Source organism: Thioalkalivibrio sp. ALJ24, assembly GCF_000377785.1.
Lineage (GTDB): Bacteria > Pseudomonadota > Gammaproteobacteria > Ectothiorhodospirales > Ectothiorhodospiraceae > Thioalkalivibrio.
Genome location: NZ_KB898724.1, coordinates 279,266 through 294,068, shown reverse-complemented (window position 1 = coordinate 294,068; position 14,803 = coordinate 279,266). Strand labels below are relative to the sequence as shown.

Here is a 14,803-nt window from a genome sequence, read left to right as displayed (position 1 = left end):
CCCGGGATCAGACCAGATTACGCAGCCAGCCGCGCAGCACATAGCGGATCAGGGCCAGCAGCACCACCGCCACTACCGAGAACAGCACGTGGGGCAGGGACATCCCGAGGATGGCGAATGCGATCGCGTTGCCGGCCGCCGGAGGATGGGCGGTGTCGGTGATCAGCATCAGCAGACTGGCACTCGCCAGCGCCGCCCCGGCGGCCATCGCCAGGGCCGCATCGCCCCCTCCGAAAAAGCCCGCGGCATACGGCACCGACCACAGCCACCCCACGGCAATGCACAGCAGGTGCCCGCCGACCAGACGGCGCGCCACCGCCGTCGGATAATGCGGCATCGCAAAAGTGATGAAGGCGCTGGAGCCGATGGCGGCGACCACCACCACCTCGGTGACCATCCCCAGACCGACCACCAGACCGGCGATGACCAGAAAGGCCACGCCGACCTGACGCAGATAATGCTGCGGGTGACGGAAAAACTGACGGTCAATGAGGTAGAATCTCACCGTTTCGGCCCGGGGGTCACAAAGGCCGCAAGTTTAGGGAAATTCCGACCGTGGGGCATCTGTCGTGGCAAGGCCGGCACGCACCGGGTGTGCGGGTGCTGGACCTCGTCGGGCGCCCGGTCCATGCTCGCGGCCTGAAGCACAGGGCCGGATGGGGGAGATGCCGCAGACCACCGAGCACGCCCGGGATGCGCTGCTGGAACGCGTCCGCCGTCTCAACGAGATCGGCGTTGCGCTGTCGGCCGAGCGCAACAAGCCGCAACTGCTGGAACAGATCCTGAGCAACGCCCGGGCGCTGACCGGCGCGGATGCCGGATCGATCTATCTGCTGGAACCCGGACGTAACCAGCTCGAATTCGCGCTGGTGCAGAACGACACCCTGGACCTGCATCTCGGCGGCACCGGAGATCCGGTGGATGGCCAGCTGCCCCCGGTCCCGCTTTACCGCGAGGACGGTGAGCCCAACGATCAGGCGGTGGTGGTCTGGTCGGTGCTCAACGACCGCACGGCCCTGATCGCCGACGCCTACCGCGAACAGGGCTTCGATTTCTCCGGCACCCGGGCCTTCGACCAGCGCACGGGATACCGCACCTGCTCGGTTCTGAGCGTTCCCCTGCGCAACCACGAAGGCCAGGTGATCGCGGCCCTGCAGCTGCTGAACAAGACCGTCGACGGCGACATCCGGCCTTTCGATGAACAGGACCGTGACCTCGCCCGCTCACTGGCCTCGCAGGCCGCCGTGGCGCTCACCAACCAGCGCCTGATCGACGAGCTGCGGGAACTGTTCGATCACTTCGTGCAGGTGATCGCCACCGCCATCGATGCCAAGTCCCCGTCCACCGGGGCCCACTGCCGGCGGGTCCCCGAGGCCACCCTGCTGCTGGCCGAGGCGGCCAGCGAGTCGCGCGATCCCGCAGTGCGCGATTTCCACTTCGGGGACGACGACTACTACGAACTGCGCACCGCCGCCTGGCTGCACGACTGCGGCAAGGTGGTCACGCCGCACCACGTCATGGAGAAGTCGACCAAGCTGGAGGGCATCTTCGACCGCGTCGACGCCATCGGGGACCGGCTCGAGATCCTCGCGCGCGACCACGAGATCCGCCAGCTGCGCGAGGCCCTGGCCCGCCAGACGGGCGGCAAACAGGCCCTGCAGGAGGTGGATCGCGCCAGCGCCGAACGCCGCGAGGCCCTGACCCGGGATCTCGAATTCCTGCGCCGATCCAATACCGGCGGCGAATTCATGACCGACGAGGACATCGCCCGCATCGAGGCCCTGGCCAATCGCGGCTGGGACAGTCTGGACGGCAATCGCCGCCCGCTGCTGGACGAGGACGAGATCCGCAACCTGTGCATCCGGCGCGGCACGCTCAATGACGAGGAACGCGGGATCATGGAGGGTCACATGACCGTGGGCATGCAGATGCTCGAGCAACTCCCCTTCCCCGCCCATCTGCGGCGGGTGCCGGAGTACGCGCTGGGCCACCACGAAAGCATGGACGGACGCGGATACCCGCGCGGGCTCACACGCGAACAGCTGTCGATCCCGGCCCGCATCATGGGCATCGCCGATGTGTTCGAGGCGCTGACCGCCCCCGATCGGCCGTACAAGCAGCCCATGCCCCTGTCGCAGGCCCTGACCATCATGGGGCGCATGGTCGAGGACGGCCAGCTCGACCCGGACTTGTTCCGGGTCTTCATCGACGAGGGGGTCTACCGGCGCTATGCCGAGCAGCAGCTGGACCCGCGCCAGATCGACGAGGTCGACACCGCCCGCCTGCCCGGCCTGTGGCGCGACTGAACCCTTGCCGCTGGTCTGCGCGACCCGCGACCGACATCCACACCGGCATGGCCAACGCGGATGAATGGAGTCGCAATGGCGCCGCGGGTTCAGTCGGTCGACGGACCATGCCGTGAACTCCGCCTCACGCCCGGAGGCCGACAGCCAGTACCATGGGGCCGGGACCGTGGTCGGCAAGCGCCAATGAACACCCCACCGAGAAAGCGCAGGAGAACATGCCATGCCCGGGGATGAATGCCTCACGCGCTACACCCGACTGGTTGACCGCATGCCGGGCTTTCCGGCATCGGTCCAGCGCATCCTCGAGCTGACGGAAGACCCCAACAGCTCCGCGCGCGAGCTGGTCGCAACGCTGGAACGCGACCCGGTGCTGACCGTGCGGGTGCTCAAGCTGGTCAATTCCCCGTGGTTCGGCCTGGAACGTCCGGTCAGTTCGGTATCCCGGGCACTGGTGGTCGCGGGCCTCAACACGCTGCGCAATCTGGCCATCAGCATCACCGCAGTGGGCATGCTGCCGGCCCGCAACGATGCCGGCATGGACACCCGCCGCTTCCTCGAACATTCGCTGGGCGTGGCCACCATCGCACGCCGTCTCGCACGTCTCGTGGAAGTCCCCGAAGGCGAGACCACCGATCATTTCGTCGCCGGCCTGCTGCACGATTTCGGCAAGATCGTGCTGACCCGCCATGCCGGGGAGGACTACCGACCGGTGCTCGCTGCAGCGGCGGGGGGATCGGCACCGCTGCAGGCGGAAGAGGCGCGTCTGCTCGGGGTGGACCATGCCGAGCTGGGCGGGCTGCTGATGGGGCACTGGCGCCTGCCCGGCATCCTGTCCGGTGCGGTACGCTATCACCACAGTCCCGACCGGCAGGGCGAGTGGTCACTGCTGCGGGACACGGTGTTCGCGGCCAACCAGATCGTGCGCCGTCTGGACTTCGGAGACTCGGGGAACCCGGTGGTGGAACCTTTTCCGGCGGGCATTCGCGAACGTTTCGGCGCGGACCTGCCGGAGCTGATGGAGGCCCTGGGCGACCTCGGACCGGAGCTGGAACACGTCCGCCATTTCATGCAGTCACAGGACGAGCGGCCATGAAGTTTACATTCTGGGGCGTACGCGGCTCCATTCCCGTGCCCGGACCGCAGACCCTGCGTTACGGTGGCAACACCACCTGCATCGAGGTGCGCGGAGCCCATGACGAGCTGATCATCCTCGACGCCGGTACCGGCATCTTCCAGCTGGCGCGGCAGCTGCTTGCGGACATGCCACTGGAAGCCAGCATCTTCATCACCCACACCCACTGGGATCACATCCAGGGACTGCCGTTCTTCATCCCGATCTTCGTGGCCGGCAACCGCATCCGCATCCATGGTGCGGCGGACCCGGTCAACCAGCGTGACATCCGCGAGGTCCTCTCGCGTCAGATGGACTACGCATTCTTCCCGGTGCGCAACAACGAGCTGGCCGCCACCATGGACTATGTCACGCTGCGCGAGGGCGAGACCACGCAGGCAGGCAGCGTAACCGTCACCTCCATGATCATGGGCCACCCGGTGCTCGACTTCGCGTATCGCCTCGAATCCGGCGGCCGCACGCTGGTGTTCACCGGCGACCACGAATGGCCGTACAACATCCATGCCCCCGGCGAGGAGGGCCACGCCGAATACGAGGCGCTGGTGCAGGAACGACGCGCGGCCATCATCGATTTCTTCCGCGGGGCCGATGCCCTGATCATCGACTCCGCCTATACCCCGGAGGAATACCCCCGGCGCACCGGCTGGGGCCACGGCACCTTCGACGCCAGCATCCGGGCCGCGCGTGAAGCCGGGGTCGGACAGGTGTGGCTGACCCACCACGAGCCCACCCGCGACGACGACGAACTCGACCGCGTGTTCGCCGAGGCCCTGGAACGCAACCCGCCGCCCGACCCCGCGCAGGAGCCGGCCATCCACCTCGCTCGCGAGGGCGTTACGGTAACGCTGTAGACCCTGCGGCCCTCGAATCAGGCCGGCGGGGCACCCACCGCCAGTCCGGTCTCCTGCGCCGCCAGCACGATCAGCATCAGGGCAAGGCCCGCGTACAGCCCGGCCACCACGTCGTCCATCACGATGCCGGTGCCGTCGTGCCACTTCTCGTCGAAATAACGCGCCGGCCAGGGCTTGAGGATGTCGAACAGACGGAACAGGAAGAAACCCAGCGCAACCCAGACCAGGCCGGTCGGGTCACCGGCCAGGGTGATCCCGGGCGGAATGAAGGCCAGGGTCACCAGCATCCCCGCCCACTCGTCCCACACGATCCCGGAATGGTCGTGCACGCCCAGGCGACGTGCGCTCTCCCCGCAGATGTGGAACCCGGCCATGGTCACGATGACGGTGATCGCCAGATAGGCCCACTCGGGGAAGTTCATGATAGCGAAATACAGCACCAGCGCCGCCAGCGATCCGGTGGTCCCGGGGGCCCAGCGCGACAGCCCGGAGCCGAAGCCGAAGGCCAGCAGGTGGATGGGGTCGCCGAACACGGTGCGTGCCGACGGCATCGTCGTTTTCGTCATCCCTGGAACCATGGGGTCGGCCCTCGTCTCGGTGTTCAGTCAGTCCGCGAAATGATCGTGCCCCGGACGCCCGGCGTCCAGGGTCGCCCCCGCGTCGTCCACCACGCGGATTGCATCGCCTGCGGTGAACTCCCCGATCACGTGAAGCGCAACACCGGCCGCCTCCGCCAGCGGCGCCAGCTCCACCTCCGGCGGCACCGCCAGCAGCAGCTCGTAATCGTCGCCCCCTCCCAGCGCCCAGTCCCGCGCCAGCGCCGCATCCGCCCCGGCGAGAACAGGATCCAGCGGCACCGAGGGCGAGTCGACGCGGGCCCCGCAGCCGGAGGCGGCGCAGACATGGCCAAGATCGGCGAGCAGACCGTCGGACAGATCGATCGCGGCCCGCGCATGGTCCCGCAACACGCGCCCCGCCGCCAGTCGGGGCTGTGGCCAGAACAGCCGTTGAACGACCGTGGCGCCGGCATCCGGCGGAGCCGCACCCTGCTCGCGGCGCCGCGTCTCGGCCGCCAGACCGGCCGCGGCACCCCCCAGCTCGCCGGTCACTACCAGCCGGTCACCGGGACGGGCCCCGTCGCGACGCAGGGCGCATCCCGCGGGCACCTGGCCCAGCACGGTGACCCCGGCGGACCGCGGACCGCGCACGGTATCGCCCCCCACCAGCGGAGCGCGCGTTTCCCGCGCCAGCCGCAGAAATCCCTCGCTGAAGGGCCTCAGCCACGCATCTTCGGCCTGCGGAACCGCCAGCGACAGCAACACGCCCAGCGGCTCCGCACCCATCGCCGCCAGGTCACTGAGACTCGCGGCCAGGGCCTTGTGCCCGAGGCTCGCCGGCGGATGGTCGGGAAAGAAATGCCGGCCCTCCACCACGGTGTCGGTACTGACGACCACCTCGTGGCCGGGGTCCGGGCGCAGCAATGCGGCATCGTCCCCCACACCGAGGACCACGCGCGCGTCCGCGACCGGATCCCCGTAGGGGCCGGCCGGCCGAAAGTAACGCCGGATCAGATCGAATTCGGACAGGGACGGGGACGCCATGCGCCGCGCACCGGATGGTGGAGGACCCGCCTCAGCGACGGATCTCGGCGCTGCGCAGCTCGGCGGCCAGACGGTCCAGCACGCCATTGACGTAGCGATGGGACTGCTCGGCGCCGAAGCGCTTGGCCAGCTCCACGGCCTCGTTGATCACCACCCGATAGGGCAGCTCGATGCGTTCGGCCAGCTCCCACTGGCCGATCCACAGCAGCGCGTGTTCCACCGGGTCGAGCTGATCCAGTTCGCGCCCCAGCCAGGGCTGCATGCGCGCGTCCAGTTCCGCGTGCGCCCGGGTCACGCCCATCAGGAGTTCGCGGAAGTACTCCGCGTCTGCCTTGGCGTGCTCGTCCTCCTCGCGGAAGGCGAGCAGGATATTCTTCGGGTCGTCCCCGGTCAGCTGCCAGGAATAGAGCGCCTGCATCGCGCGGCGGCGCGCGACCGAGCGCGCGTGCCGCGCCCGCTGCTCGGGGGTGCTGCGCGGGCGCTGCTTGCGGCCGCCCTTGCCGGCGCGGGCCTGCTCGCGCGGGGGACGGTCGGAAGAACCGGAGTTGCTGGATTCAGTCACGGCGTTCACGGCATCCCGCTCAGGCACCGGTACGCAGGCGCGGCATCAGGCTGACCATCTCGATGGCCCCCATGGCGGCATCCGCCCCCTTGTTGCCCGCCTTGGTCCCGGCGCGTTCGATGGCCTGTTCGATGGAATCGGTGGTCAGCACGCCGAAGCTGATCGGCAGGTCGGCCTCCATCTGTACCTGGGCCAGACCCTTGGCGGCCTCGCCCGCCACATAATCGAAATGCGGCGTGGACCCGCGGATCACGCAGCCCAGGGCGATGATGGCGTCGTAGCGGCCGGAGCCCGCCATGGTGCGGGCCGCGAGCGGCAGCTCGAAGGCCCCGGGAACCCGGGCGATGGTCATGTTCGCGTCCGGCACGCCGTGGCGGCGCAGGGTATCCACCGCGCCTTCCAGCAGCCGCTCCACCACCAGGCTGTTGAAACGCGCCAGCAGCAGGCCAAAACGACGCCCGCCGGCGTCGGTGAACTGCCCTTCCAGGGTCTCGATCTCGTGCATGGGGTCTTCCCTTTTGCGTCGCGATGCGGCGATCGCGAAGGTCACAACGAAAACGCACAGTGTAGCACTGTCGCGGCGGTGCCACCGAAAGAAAAAACCCGGCCCGCCGGGGCTCACGGCCCCGACGGCCGGGTCGGGAAACGCCTTCGGCAGACAGCGCCCGCGGACGCCGCCTGCCGTGGCTCAGGGCCTCAACCCTGAGCGTTCGAATCGCACAGGTGCTTCTTGTCCTCCGGCATGTTGTCCGGGCAGATGCCGCAGCCCTCGTTCCCAGGCAGCGCCCAGTCGATCTTCTTCGGATAGGGCAGATCCATCTCGTTCATGATCTTCACGAACTCTTCTTCCGGCTTGTCCTTGCCCAGACGCGGATTGCGCATCTTCTCCTGCCCGATGGTCGTGATCTGGCGTTCTTCGTAGTCGTGACCGGGGTAGACCAGGGTCTCGTCCGGCAGGGTGAAGAACTTGTCGTGGATCGACCGATAGAGGGTGTGCGGGTCACCCGACTGGAAGTCGGTCCGGCCGCAGGCCTCGATCAGCAGCGCATCACCCGAGAACAGCATCTTCAGCCCCACGTGATCCAGCAGATACGCATGGTGGGTATCGGTGTGCCCCGGAGTGAACAGCGGATTCACGACCAGGTTGCCCACGCGGAAGGGCTCGCCTTCGCGGATGCCGATATCGCGGCAGGGCAGCTCGTCCAGCGCCGGGCCGGCCAGCTGGCAGCCGGTCTTCTCGCGCAGCATCTTGCCGCCGGTGATGTGGTCCGCGTGGATATGGGTCTCGATCGCGTAATCCAGGCTCAGGCCCATTTGCTGCAGGACCTCCAGATCACGGTCCACCGTTTCGAGGACCGGATCGATCAGCGCGGTCTTGCCGGTATCCGGGCAGGACAGCAGATAGGTGTAGGTCGAGGATTCTGGTTCGAACAGCTGCTTGAAGATCATGTCGTGTCCTCCGACGTGTATTAGGACTTGCTGAAATACTAGCCCGTATCATGAGCGCGTGACCAACCACCGACACCGCGAGTGCTGGCTTTGCCCGCCATCCGGCGCCACGCGACGTTTCCATGTGCGGTGGAGCCCTGCAGGCCGCCTCAAGTTCCACCGCTTCGGGCCCCGGGTCTCCCCCCGCATGCGGGGGCTCTTCTGTCGTCCGCGGGCGACCGCTATCATCGCGGTCCGGATCCCGTGCCGACAGTGCATTCAATCAGGAGAATCCCCATGGAAGCCAGTCAGGTTGCCGAACTCATCCGCGCGGGCCTGCCCGATGCCCGGTCGGTCGAAGTGACCGGGGGTGAAGGCAAGTTCGAGGCGCGGGTCATCAGCCCGCAGTTCGAGGGCATGTCCCGCGTGAAGAAACACCAGACCGTCTACGCCACCGTACGCGAGAAGATCGACAGCGGCGAACTGCACGCCCTGTCGATCGTTGCCCTGACGCCGGAGGAAGCCGAGGCGGAAGGCTGAACGGCCAGCGTCGCCGTCATGCTGTCACCCAAGGGTCGCGAGGAGATCCATCGCCTGCTGGAAGGCGGACTGGTAGAGGACTGGGGCGAGGCCGAGACCACGCTGCGCAACGTCACGCGCATGCTGCTGACCACCCGGCCCGACCTGCTGCGCCTGTACTTCGAACCCCGGGCCTGGCAGGAGATCACCTCCTGGCCGCAGAAAAAGGCTGCGAACGCCATCATCGCCGCACTGCGGACAGGCGTGGTCGATGCCCTCGGGCGTCCGGAGATCGTCAACCGCGAGCAGGCCCGCTTCTACCTGCTGTGCTTTCAGGACGACCTGACCGAGCGGGTCGACCGGTGGTGTCGCGAGCACCCCGACGAGTGCCCACGGCGGGCCGCCGGTCGGCAGCGCGGGCTGGGCCACGACGCCGACCCATGACCCCCGGGTCCGACGACATCCTGTACTGCGGTGCCCCGGAGCTGACACATGCCCTCGCCGCGCTGCTGGACCACTACGGTCTGGAGCTGGTGATGCACCCGGCCGGGGCCCCGCTCCCGGGCTCCTGGTGGGGCGAGCCGGAGGCCGGCATCATCGGCCACAGGGTGCATGTGCGCCCGGATACCCCGCTCCATTCTGCCCTGCACGAGGCCGGCCACACGCTGTGCATGGACCCGGCACGCCGTGCCAGCCTGCACACCAACGCCGGGGGTGACGATCTCGAGGAATGCGGCGTGTGCTATCTGCAGATCCTGCTGGCCGACAACCTTCCCGGGGTGGGCCGCGAACGGCTGATGCGGGACATGGATGCCTGGGGCTACAGCTTCCGCCTGGGCAGCACCACGGCCTGGTTTCGCGAGGATGCCGGCGACGCCCGGGCCTTCCTGCTGCAACACGGCCTGATCGACGCCGATGACCGCCTGACCGGACAGCCCCGCCGCGCCTGAGCGTTCCCCCGCGGAAAACCCGCACCGCTCTCGCGGTTGGTTGCGCAAACAGTGATATAATCAAAGTTTGTTCGGAACGCGTACGGATTACGGCCCAGCCCATGGATACAGCGACCCTCAGCCCGCTGCTCGAACAGCTCGATCCCGCTTCCGGACTGTCAGAGCGAGCTCGAGAGGAGGTCGCCGCCCAGTGCGAGGTACGGGAGCTGCCGGCCGGCAAACGTCTGCGCCCGGACGCCGTCGACGAACACCACCTGTTCCTGCTTTCGGGCCAGCTGGTGCGCGTGGTCGGCGGGACCCCGGAGCGGGTCCGCCTTGATGGCGCCGACGAGGACACCCCGCTGGAACTGTTCGAGGGCAGCCCCGGCCATCAGGATTTCGTACTGACGGAGCAGCCGTGCCGCATTCTGGCCATGCCCAGGACGGCCCTCGAACGGGCCCACTCCTCCTCGCTGGTGGTCAGCGACACCGAGCTGGACGACACCGAGGGCGCCTTCTTCAGCGAGCTCTACGACCTGATCACCAGTAACCGGCTGGAACTGCCAACCATGCCGGAGGTCGCCCTGCGGATCCAGGAACTGACCAACGATCCGGAGGCGGACATTGACGATCTCACCGAGGTCATCCAGCGCGACGGCACCATCGCCGGTGCCCTGCTGCACGCCACCAACAGCCCGCTGTTTCGTGGCGCACAGCAGATCCAGTCGGTACGCGAGGCGGTCACCCGGCTGGGCTTTCGCAATACTCGCATGCTGGCGATGAACATGGCCCTGCGCCAGACCTTCAAGGCGAAGCACGCCGCCACCCGCGAGGCCATGACCGAGGTGTGGAGCGAAGGCGTGCTCAATTCCGCGTTCGCCTATCTGCTGGCCGATTCCCTGCGCCTGCTCGACCGTGAACGTGCCCTGCTGGGCGGGCTGGTGGCGGGCATCGGCGCGGTCCCCATCATCCAGTTCGCCGAGATGCGCGAGGAACACCCGAGCGCCGAACGCCTGCAGGCCCTGGTCAACCGCCTGCGGAACCTTGCGGGGGTGCTGGTCATCAACTACTGGGACCTGGGTGAAGATCTCGTGGCCGTGGCCGAACATGCCTACGACTGGTCCTATCGCGCCCCGCAGCCGGATTACGCCAGCATCTGCATTGTTGCCGAGTGGGCCGCGTTGCGCTACAGCGACAAACCGCACCCGGATGCCGGCGAAGTGGCGGCCTTCGAGGTCCTCGGGATCGAACCGCCGGCCACCGGCGACCCGATTCCGTTCCTGGAAGAACGCAACGACGACCTCAACGAACTGAAGCTCCTGTTCAATGCATGAAGCCCTGACCCTGGATCCCGTCGTACCGCGCCTGAAGCCCTTCGCGGATATGGGCGAAAGCGGCCGCCGCGAGCTGATCCGCCATGCCCGGGTGGTCGACCTCAAACCGGGGCAGAAGGTCTATGCACGCGAGGAATACCGCCACCTGCTGTTCCTGCTGAAAGGGAAGCTGGTAATCGCCCGCGGCGACAAGGCTCGCTCGGTCGCAGACAGCGACAAGGCGGCACTGGAACCGCTGTTTGCCCAGCACGACTACCGCAGCCATGCGGTGGCCGCGCAGCCCAGCACCCTGGTCCGTTTCGACCGCAACGTCTACGAGACCCAGCTCAACTACGCCGGTGATGCCATGGAGGTCGGCGAGGTCGAGCTCTCGGCCGAGGAAGGTTCCCTGCTGGCCACCCTCTTCCAGAAGACCCAGACCGGCGACCTCGCCCTGCCACAGCTGCCCGACGTGGCGCTGCACCTGCAGCAGGCGATCGAAGACCCCGAGATCGACATCTCCCGGGTGACCGAGATCGTCGAACGCGACCCCAGCGTGACCGCTCGCCTGCTTGCGGTCGCCAACAGCCCGGCCATGGGCTCGCGCTACGAGATCGCCCGACTGAGCGACGCCATCACCCGTCTGGGGCTGGAACGCACCCGACAGCTGGTCCTCGCACTGGCGGCGCGCCAGGTCTTCATCGACCGCAAGAGCCCCTATCGGGCCCTGATGGAGCAGCTGTGGCGCCAGTCCACCCGGGTCTCCGCCATCGCCTACGTGCTGGCCGAGGAATCGGGCGCGGCCGACCGCGAGCGTGCCCTGCTTGCCGGCCTGCTGCATCGCGTGGGTGCATTGCCGGTGCTGGGGGAGATCGCCGCCAGCAAGGATCAGCCCGATGCCGTCAAGGTGGAGCACATGATCCGGCGCCTGGAATCCATGACCGGCGAACTGGTTGGTCAGCAATGGGGGCTGGCATCCGATATCATTGCGGCAATCCGTGATTCCGGCGGACCCGAAGAGCCCGACGCGGCATCGCTGACCGACCTGGTGCGCATCGCGCGCAACGCCTGTCTGCGTGATGCTTCCGAGGCGGAAAGGGCACGGGCCATCCCGCTGAAAAACCTCCAGGCGATCCGGCGCCTCGGCTTCAGCCTGGATGACGAGGGCAACCTGGCCGCGGTCGAGAAGGCCCGGCCGCGGATCGAGTCGCTGATGCAGGTACTCTCGCCGGAGTAATCCACCGAAGGCCGCAGGAACCCGAACCATGACCGCAACCCGCCGCCCCCAGCCGGGCGAAAAACAGCGCGCCGCCGACAAGGTTTCGCGCATCCCGGTGAAGATCAACCCGACCACGCGTCCGCAGCGCAAACCCTCGTGGATCCGCGCTCAGAGCCAGGCGCGCCCCGAGGTCCAGCGCATCAAGGGCCTGCTGCGCAAACAGAAACTGGTCACCGTGTGCGAGGAGGCCAGCTGCCCCAACCTTGGTGAATGCTTCAACCATGGCACGGCCACGTTCATGATCATGGGCGAGGTCTGCACCCGGCGCTGTCCATTCTGCGACGTGGCCCACGGCCGCCCGGACCCCCTGGACCCGGAAGAACCCCGGCATCTGGCCGAGACCATCGAGGTCCTCGGCCTGAAGTACGTGGTGATCACCTCCGTGGACCGCGACGACCTGCGTGACGGCGGCGCCGGCCACTTCGTCGACTGCATCCGCGAGATCCGCAGCCGCACCCCGCAAACGAAGATCGAAGTCCTGGTCCCCGACTTCCGCGGGCGCATGGATCGCGCGCTGGAGATCATGCGCCAGGCCCCGCCGGACGTCTTCAACCACAACCTCGAGACCGTGCCGCGGCTGTACCGCGAGGCGCGCCCGGGCGCCGATTACCAGTGGTCGCTGGACCTGCTTCGTCGTTTCCGGGAGCAGCATCCGGGCGTCCCCACCAAGTCCGGGCTGATGCTGGGTCTGGGCGAGGAACGCGACGAACTGCTGCAGGTCCTGCAGGATCTGCGCGACCATGGATGCGACATGCTGACCCTCGGCCAGTATCTGCAGCCCTCGCGGCACCACCTGCCGGTCACCCGCTTCCTCACGCCGGACGAGTTCGACGAGCTTGGCGAGCGCGCCCGCGAGATGGGCTTCCGGCAGGTGGCCAGCGGCCCCATGGTCCGCTCCTCCTACCACGCCGACCTGCAGGCGCAGGGCGTCACCGAGGCGTCCGAGGCGGTCTGAACTCCCTGAGTGCCCGGCCCTGTCCGCCTTGCGCGGGGCCGGGTCAGGCCGGCGTAGCCAGCGGCCGTGCGAGGCAGCGGATCAGTTCCTGCGGCAGTTCCGCCGCGGGCTCGCCGACGGGCGGCGGCGCATCCCGGTCAACGGCCAGCCGCGCGAGCAGCGCCCGCAGCAGCGCCCGCCTGACGACCTCCGGATCCCGAGGACCGCCCTCCGCGGCCACCGAGGTGGTCGCGAGCCCGGCGTAACCGCAGGGATGGATTCGACCGAAGGCCGACAGCGCCGGGTCCACGTTCAGCGCCAGCCCATGGATGCTGATCCCGCGGCGCACCCGCAGTCCCAGCGCGGCGATCTTGGCGTCTCCCACGTAGACCCCGGGGGCGCCCGACCGGCGCGCCGCCGCGATGTCCCAGTGCGCCAGGGTGTCGATCACCGCCTGTTCCAGACGCTCGACCAGAGCGCGCACGCCGAGGCCGCGACGCGGCAGGTCCAGCAGGGTGTACACCACCAGCTGGCCCGGCCCGTGCCAGGTGACCTGGCCGCCACGGTCGATGCCCACCACCGGCACCGCACCGGGATCCAGAAGATGCTCGGCGCGACCGTTGCGCCCCTGGGTAAAGACCGGCGGGTGGCGCACGCACCACAGCTGATCCGGGGTGTCCGGGCCACGCTCGCTCGCATGCAGCCGCATCGCCCGCCAGACCGGCAGGTAGGGCTGCTCGCCGAGCTGGCAGATCCGGACCCGGCTCAGAGGATCATCCGGACCCGGTTGCACTGCCCCAACGCCCGGTAAAGACGGTCCAGCTGCAGCTGGCTGGTCGCGGTGAAGGTCACGGTGATGCCGACGAAGCGGCCGCCGCTGGAGGCGCGCTGCTGGATCACCGCGTCGTCCGGGTCATCCACGTGTTCTTTCACGCAGGATTCGACCGCTTCCATCAGCTCGGGGTGCGAATCCCCCATGACCTTGATCGGGAAGCGGCAGGGAAATTCGATCAGGGTCTCGCGTTCCTGTTCATCACTCATGGGACAGGGCCTCCGGCGGTTGGCGCGTGGCTTCGGCCTTGGCGGCCTGGTAGTCGGCGTGCAGACGGGCCCACACGGGGCCCGGTCGGCCACTGCCCACCGGCTGGCCGTCGATGCGGGTCACCGGGAGCAGTTCGCGGGTGGAACTGCTGAGCCAGACCTCGTCGGCGGCGCGCAGTTCCGCATCGGTTACCGCCCGCTGCGCCACCGGCAGGCCCGCGCGCCGGGCCAGCTCGAGGACGAAGCCGCGCGTCACGCCGGGCAGCAGGCCGGGATCCAGCGGTGGCGTGATCACCGTCCCGTCGCGCACCACGAAGGCGTTGCTGGCCGCACCCTCGGTCAGGCGACCGTCGCGCAGCAGCAATGCCTCCGCCGCGCCGGCCTCCGCCGCTTCCTGACGCGCCAGCACGTTCGCCAGCAGGGTCGTGGCCTTGATGTCACAGCGGCCCCAGCGATCATCCGTGCGGGTGACCGCGTTCAGGCCCTCTTCGCGCACCGTCGGGGCCAGCGGTCGGATCGGGCTCACCATGCCCAGCACCGTGGGCCGGGGGTTCTCGGGAAAGGCATGATCACGCGGGGCCACGCCGCGAGTGACCTGCAGATAGACCCCCAGATCCGGCGGCGGACCGTCCGCACCCTCCGCCGCCCCCGCCCCGGCGCCGTTGTGGTGCAGCAGCGCGGTCAGCTGTTCTTCCCATTGCGCACGATCGAGCGGATCCGGCAGGCGAATCGCCTCCAGCGAGCGCGCGAGACGGTCCAGATGCGCATCGAGCAGAAAGAACCGGCCGCCATAGCTGGGGATCACCTCGTAAACCGAGTCCCCGAACAGGAAGCCCCGATCCAGCGGCGAAATCCGTACCGACTCCAGCGGCAGGAATTCGCCATTGAACAGCGCGACGCTCATGACT

18 protein-coding genes are annotated in these 14,803 nt (G+C 68.3%); 9 read left to right on the top strand and 9 right to left on the bottom strand.

Going from position 1 to position 14,803, the window contains the following annotated elements; all coding sequences use genetic code 11:
• Nucleotides 1–7: 7 nt before the first annotated feature.
• On the bottom strand, nt 8–505 hold the full coding sequence (locus tag D571_RS0101410; RefSeq protein WP_018934893.1) for an HPP family protein: 498 nt from the start codon (nt 503–505) through the stop codon (nt 8–10).
• A 160-nt stretch (nt 506–665) separates the two neighbouring features.
• Here D571_RS0101410 and D571_RS0101405 point away from each other — a divergent pair, with 160 nt between their 5' ends.
• The 3 genes from D571_RS0101405 (at nt 666) to D571_RS0101395 (ending at nt 4,289) form a co-directional block, all read left to right on the top strand.
• On the top strand, nt 666–2,306 hold the full coding sequence (locus tag D571_RS0101405) for an HD family phosphohydrolase (RefSeq protein WP_018934892.1): 1,641 nt from the start codon (nt 666–668) through the stop codon (nt 2,304–2,306).
• Nucleotides 2,307–2,526: 220 nt separating this feature from the next.
• Nucleotides 2,527–3,399, top strand: a complete 873-nt coding sequence (locus tag D571_RS0101400; protein WP_018934891.1) for an HDOD domain-containing protein — start codon at nt 2,527–2,529, stop codon at nt 3,397–3,399.
• Nucleotides 3,396–4,289: an MBL fold metallo-hydrolase gene (locus tag D571_RS0101395; protein ID WP_018934890.1), complete on the top strand. Its 894-nt coding sequence runs from the start codon at nt 3,396–3,398 to the stop codon at nt 4,287–4,289. Before D571_RS0101400 ends, D571_RS0101395 begins: the two co-directional genes overlap by 4 nt.
• Nucleotides 4,290–4,306: 17 nt before the next feature.
• Here D571_RS0101395 and D571_RS0101390 read toward each other — a convergent pair whose 3' ends face one another.
• The 5 genes from D571_RS0101390 to D571_RS0101370 all read right to left on the bottom strand — a co-directional run bounded on the left by D571_RS0101390 (nt 4,307) and on the right by D571_RS0101370 (nt 7,901).
• A complete protein-coding gene (locus D571_RS0101390; RefSeq protein ID WP_018934889.1) occupies nt 4,307–4,840 on the bottom strand; it encodes a phosphatidylglycerophosphatase A in 534 nt (177 codons plus the stop codon).
• A gap of 54 nt (nt 4,841–4,894) precedes the next feature.
• Nucleotides 4,895–5,890 (bottom strand): thiamine-phosphate kinase, encoded by a 996-nt coding sequence (thiL, locus tag D571_RS0101385; RefSeq protein ID WP_018934888.1) that lies wholly within the window; start codon nt 5,888–5,890, stop codon nt 4,895–4,897.
• A gap of 31 nt (nt 5,891–5,921) precedes the next feature.
• Entirely contained in the window at nt 5,922–6,461 is a 540-nt protein-coding gene (gene nusB / locus D571_RS0101380) for a transcription antitermination factor NusB (protein ID WP_018934887.1), read from the bottom strand.
• Between the two features lie 10 nt (nt 6,462–6,471).
• Nucleotides 6,472–6,957: a 6,7-dimethyl-8-ribityllumazine synthase gene (gene ribE / locus D571_RS0101375; protein ID WP_018934886.1), complete on the bottom strand. Its 486-nt coding sequence runs from the start codon at nt 6,955–6,957 to the stop codon at nt 6,472–6,474.
• Between the two features lie 191 nt (nt 6,958–7,148).
• Nucleotides 7,149–7,901, bottom strand: a complete 753-nt coding sequence (locus tag D571_RS0101370; protein WP_018934885.1) for an MBL fold metallo-hydrolase — start codon at nt 7,899–7,901, stop codon at nt 7,149–7,151.
• 276 nt (nt 7,902–8,177) lie between these two features.
• Here D571_RS0101370 and D571_RS0101365 point away from each other — a divergent pair, with 276 nt between their 5' ends.
• The 6 genes from D571_RS0101365 to lipA all read left to right on the top strand — a co-directional run bounded on the left by D571_RS0101365 (nt 8,178) and on the right by lipA (nt 12,875).
• Nucleotides 8,178–8,420 (top strand): BolA family protein, encoded by a 243-nt coding sequence (locus tag D571_RS0101365; RefSeq protein WP_018934884.1) that lies wholly within the window; start codon nt 8,178–8,180, stop codon nt 8,418–8,420.
• Nucleotides 8,421–8,438: 18 nt separating this feature from the next.
• Nucleotides 8,439–8,843 (top strand): hypothetical protein, encoded by a 405-nt coding sequence (locus tag D571_RS0101360; protein ID WP_018934883.1) that lies wholly within the window; start codon nt 8,439–8,441, stop codon nt 8,841–8,843.
• The gene (locus tag D571_RS0101355; protein ID WP_018934882.1) at nt 8,840–9,349 is read left to right on the top strand and encodes a hypothetical protein; all 510 of its coding nucleotides are present in this window, start codon (nt 8,840–8,842) and stop codon (nt 9,347–9,349) included. Before D571_RS0101360 ends, D571_RS0101355 begins: the two co-directional genes overlap by 4 nt.
• A 101-nt stretch (nt 9,350–9,450) precedes the next feature.
• Nucleotides 9,451–10,662, top strand: coding sequence for an HDOD domain-containing protein (locus tag D571_RS0101350; protein ID WP_018934881.1), 1,212 nt, complete (start codon nt 9,451–9,453; stop codon nt 10,660–10,662).
• Nucleotides 10,655–11,878, top strand: coding sequence for an HDOD domain-containing protein (locus D571_RS0101345; protein ID WP_018934880.1), 1,224 nt, complete (start codon nt 10,655–10,657; stop codon nt 11,876–11,878). Before D571_RS0101350 ends, D571_RS0101345 begins: the two co-directional genes overlap by 8 nt.
• 28 nt (nt 11,879–11,906) lie before the next feature.
• Complete coding sequence (gene lipA, locus D571_RS0101340) at nt 11,907–12,875, top strand: lipoyl synthase (RefSeq protein ID WP_018934879.1); 969 nt, start codon at nt 11,907–11,909, stop codon at nt 12,873–12,875.
• Between the two features lie 43 nt (nt 12,876–12,918).
• On the opposite strand, the gene lipB is transcribed toward lipA, so the two are convergent.
• From lipB to D571_RS0101325, 3 genes are read right to left on the bottom strand one after another with little or no spacing between them, the layout of a single operon-like run.
• Nucleotides 12,919–13,623, bottom strand: a complete 705-nt coding sequence (lipB, locus tag D571_RS0101335) for a lipoyl(octanoyl) transferase LipB (protein WP_038046592.1) — start codon at nt 13,621–13,623, stop codon at nt 12,919–12,921.
• The gene (locus D571_RS0101330) at nt 13,620–13,895 is read right to left on the bottom strand and encodes a YbeD family protein (RefSeq protein WP_018934877.1); all 276 of its coding nucleotides are present in this window, start codon (nt 13,893–13,895) and stop codon (nt 13,620–13,622) included. The genes lipB and D571_RS0101330 overlap by 4 nt, the downstream gene beginning before the upstream one ends.
• Nucleotides 13,888–14,799: a D-amino acid aminotransferase gene (locus D571_RS0101325; protein WP_018934876.1), complete on the bottom strand. Its 912-nt coding sequence runs from the start codon at nt 14,797–14,799 to the stop codon at nt 13,888–13,890. Before D571_RS0101325 ends, D571_RS0101330 begins: the two co-directional genes overlap by 8 nt.
• Between the last annotated feature and the right edge of the window lie 4 nt (nt 14,800–14,803).

Excerpts from the sequence above, each read along its gene's own strand:
- D571_RS0101405 (WP_018934892.1), top strand. The coding sequence starts at position 666 with ATGCCGCAGACCACCGAGCACGCCCGGGATGCGCTGCTGGAACGCGTC.
- D571_RS0101400 (WP_018934891.1), top strand. The coding sequence starts at position 2,527 with ATGCCCGGGGATGAATGCCTCACGCGCTACACCCGACTGGTTGACCGC.
- D571_RS0101395 (WP_018934890.1), top strand. The coding sequence starts at position 3,396 with ATGAAGTTTACATTCTGGGGCGTACGCGGCTCCATTCCCGTGCCCGGA.
- D571_RS0101390 (WP_018934889.1), bottom strand. The coding sequence starts at position 4,840 with ATGCCGTCGGCACGCACCGTGTTCGGCGACCCCATCCACCTGCTGGCC.
- thiL (WP_018934888.1), bottom strand. The coding sequence starts at position 5,890 with ATGGCGTCCCCGTCCCTGTCCGAATTCGATCTGATCCGGCGTTACTTT.
- ribE (WP_018934886.1), bottom strand. The coding sequence starts at position 6,957 with ATGCACGAGATCGAGACCCTGGAAGGGCAGTTCACCGACGCCGGCGGG.
- D571_RS0101370 (WP_018934885.1), bottom strand. The coding sequence starts at position 7,901 with ATGATCTTCAAGCAGCTGTTCGAACCAGAATCCTCGACCTACACCTAT.
- D571_RS0101365 (WP_018934884.1), top strand. The coding sequence starts at position 8,178 with ATGGAAGCCAGTCAGGTTGCCGAACTCATCCGCGCGGGCCTGCCCGAT.
- D571_RS0101360 (WP_018934883.1), top strand. The coding sequence starts at position 8,439 with ATGCTGTCACCCAAGGGTCGCGAGGAGATCCATCGCCTGCTGGAAGGC.
- D571_RS0101355 (WP_018934882.1), top strand. The coding sequence starts at position 8,840 with ATGACCCCCGGGTCCGACGACATCCTGTACTGCGGTGCCCCGGAGCTG.
- D571_RS0101350 (WP_018934881.1), top strand. The coding sequence starts at position 9,451 with ATGGATACAGCGACCCTCAGCCCGCTGCTCGAACAGCTCGATCCCGCT.
- D571_RS0101345 (WP_018934880.1), top strand. The coding sequence starts at position 10,655 with ATGCATGAAGCCCTGACCCTGGATCCCGTCGTACCGCGCCTGAAGCCC.
- lipA (WP_018934879.1), top strand. The coding sequence starts at position 11,907 with ATGACCGCAACCCGCCGCCCCCAGCCGGGCGAAAAACAGCGCGCCGCC.
- D571_RS0101330 (WP_018934877.1), bottom strand. The coding sequence starts at position 13,895 with ATGAGTGATGAACAGGAACGCGAGACCCTGATCGAATTTCCCTGCCGC.
- D571_RS0101325 (WP_018934876.1), bottom strand. The coding sequence starts at position 14,799 with ATGAGCGTCGCGCTGTTCAATGGCGAATTCCTGCCGCTGGAGTCGGTA.